Source organism: Arthrobacter sp. I3 (assembly GCF_000520575.1).
Taxonomy (GTDB): domain Bacteria; phylum Actinomycetota; class Actinomycetes; order Actinomycetales; family Micrococcaceae; genus Arthrobacter; species Arthrobacter humicola_A.
This window is the reverse complement of sequence record NZ_KI914974.1, coordinates 7,251-9,526: the sequence shown is the minus strand read 5'-3', so window position 1 is coordinate 9,526 and position 2,276 is coordinate 7,251. Positions and strand designations below refer to the sequence as shown.

Annotated in this window: 2 protein-coding genes; both read right to left on the bottom strand. The window is 72.9% G+C overall.

The features are described from left to right. Positions 1–74: 74 nt before the first annotated feature. A complete protein-coding gene (locus tag Y706_RS0122000) occupies positions 75–809 on the bottom strand; it encodes a hypothetical protein (protein WP_043437054.1) in 735 nt (244 codons plus the stop codon). Between the two features lie 161 nt (positions 810–970). Beyond that, entirely contained in the window at positions 971–2,215 is a 1,245-nt protein-coding gene (locus Y706_RS0121995; RefSeq protein WP_084476329.1) for a TadA family conjugal transfer-associated ATPase, read from the bottom strand. Positions 2,216–2,276: the final 61 nt, after the last annotated feature.

Below are 2,276 nucleotides of genomic sequence, written 5' to 3'. Positions count from 1 at the left end.
CGGCGGCTGCCCCGGCAAGGCTCGCTGCCATCACGAAACCGGCAAGTTCGGGCCTCACGGCGACGACCGCGGCGTCACGTTGGTGCTTCCGCCGCGGCGCGGACGAGCCTTGCGGACCACAACCGGCCGACGGCGGTCAGCGCCACGCCTGCGGCCAACGCCGCCAGGCCCCAAGGATTTCCCAGCAGTGTGGCTACCGGGTCCACGCCGAGCAACAGGCCGAGGCCCAGGCCCGACAGGGGCAGCCAGGTCAGCAGACGAACGGTTGCGCGGGGCCCCGCCAAGGCCGTCTGCCGAGCCGCCTCGGCGTCGTCCTCCGTTTCAAGGTGGGCGGCAAAGCGCGCCAGGACATCGGCCAGGGGGCAACCGCTGGCTTCAGCGGTGTCAAAACATGCGGCGAGCTCGCCCCACACGCGCACGTCGCGGCGGGCCCGGATGCCGACGGCACCCCCGGTGACCGTGATGACGGCGCCCGCACCGGCAGAAACCGCGGAGACCTCGCGGCGGATGGCCGCGGCCACGGAGGACCCGCGCCGGGCGGCGGCACGCGCGGCTGCGAGGATCCTGCGGGACTCCGGGCCGAGGACCGTTCCGGCGCCGTTTGCGCCGCGGGGCTGGCCGGCGCTGTGAACTGCCGCCTGGGCCGCCGGCCCGTCCCGCGCGGCGTCACCGCCGTAGAGGGCCCACAGTTCATCCCACAGCCGGGCGGGGATGCGCCCTCCCTTCAGCAGCGCGGCCAACTGTTGGACCAGGACTGTCATGGGGACGGCCCCGGCATCGGCGGATCCCCCGCCGCGCCAACGGGTCATGCCCCCGACGGCTCGTCCTGGGCGTGATCCCGGCGACCCGTAGGCCGCGGGAGCTCGCGTGCCCGCGGCGTGCAAGGCCCTGCGGGTACGATGGCCGGCCGCGCGCGGGGTGGGAAAGGCCAACCACACGGCCAGGACCGAAACGACGAGGAGGAAGACGGTCATCGCCGCGGCCAGGGCTGGAGGGATTCGCGGCCGGAACCCGGCGTCCGTCCTGCCGGCGGGGCCGCCTGCAGTTCGGAGGGGTCCGCCCCGGCCAACCCGGGGTCCAGGCCGAGACGGCGCGCCAGCAGCGGCCAGGCTCCGCCGAAGCGGAGCTCGCCCTGTTGGATCTCCAGTGCGGCGGCGACAACCAGGCCCGAGTCTTGGACCTCCATGATTCCAACGCTCGCCACCTGGCGGCCCGATTCAGTCCGCTCGACGTGCACGACGACGTCGATCGCGCTGGCGACCTGCAGCCGTACAGCGTCCTGGCCCATGCCGGCGAGCGCGCCGAGGGCCGCCAGCCGGGCAGGCACAGCCGCCGCCTCATTCGCGTGGATGGTCCCGCCGCCTCCGGTGTGTCCGGTGTTCATCGCCGAGAGCAGCTCGCGGACCTCTGCGCCGCGGCATTCGCCCACCACCAGCCGGTCCGGCCGCATCCTGAGGGCCTGGCGGACCAGTTCGCCCAAGTCGACGGCACCACCGCCTTCCAGGTTTCCGTGCCGGGATTCCAGCGAGACGACGTGCGGGTGGACGGGATTCAATTCTGCGGCGTCCTCAATCAGGACGAGTCTCTCCCCGGGGTGGCACAATCCCAGCAGCGTCGCCAGTAACGTGGTCTTCCCCGAACCGGTGGCCCCGCTGATGAGGAAGCTCAGCCTGGCCGTCACCACGCGTTCGAGTACGGACTGGACCAGGCTCCCTGGCATCCCGGCCCCGAACATGCCGGCGCGCTTCAGCTCTGGCATGGAGAAGACCGTGGCCCGGCGGATCCGCACGCTCAGGAGTGTCCCGGCCGTGGAGATGGGCGGCAGCACCGCGTGCACCCGGTAGCCGCCGTCGAGCCGGACATCGACGCATGGCGAACCGTCATCCAGGCGGCGGCCACCGGCTGCCACCAGCCTCGCGGCAAGGGCGCGGATCTGCGGTTCCCCGGAGAAGACGACCGGCGCCTTTTCCAGACCGCGGCCGCGGTCCAACCAGACCGAGTCCGGCCCGTTGACAAAGATGTCTGTCACGGCGGGATCGCGGGTGAGCGGTTGCAGGGGGCCCAGGCCGTTCAATTCCGCGCTGATGCTCTCCACTGCGGCCAGGGCGCCGGCCGTGCCGAGCAGCCGCCCGCTCGCCTGGACCGCAGCCGCGACCCTTGAGGGGGTCACCGGGGAGGCATCGGCCATGACGGACTCGCGCACGGACTCCAGCAGCGTCTGGTCGAGAAATCCCTGCGAGCGGCGGCGGCCCGGTGCCCGCCGGGCCGGACGTTCC

Excerpts from the sequence above, each read along its gene's own strand:
- Y706_RS0122000 (WP_043437054.1), bottom strand. The coding sequence starts at position 809 with ATGACCCGTTGGCGCGGCGGGGGATCCGCCGATGCCGGGGCCGTCCCC.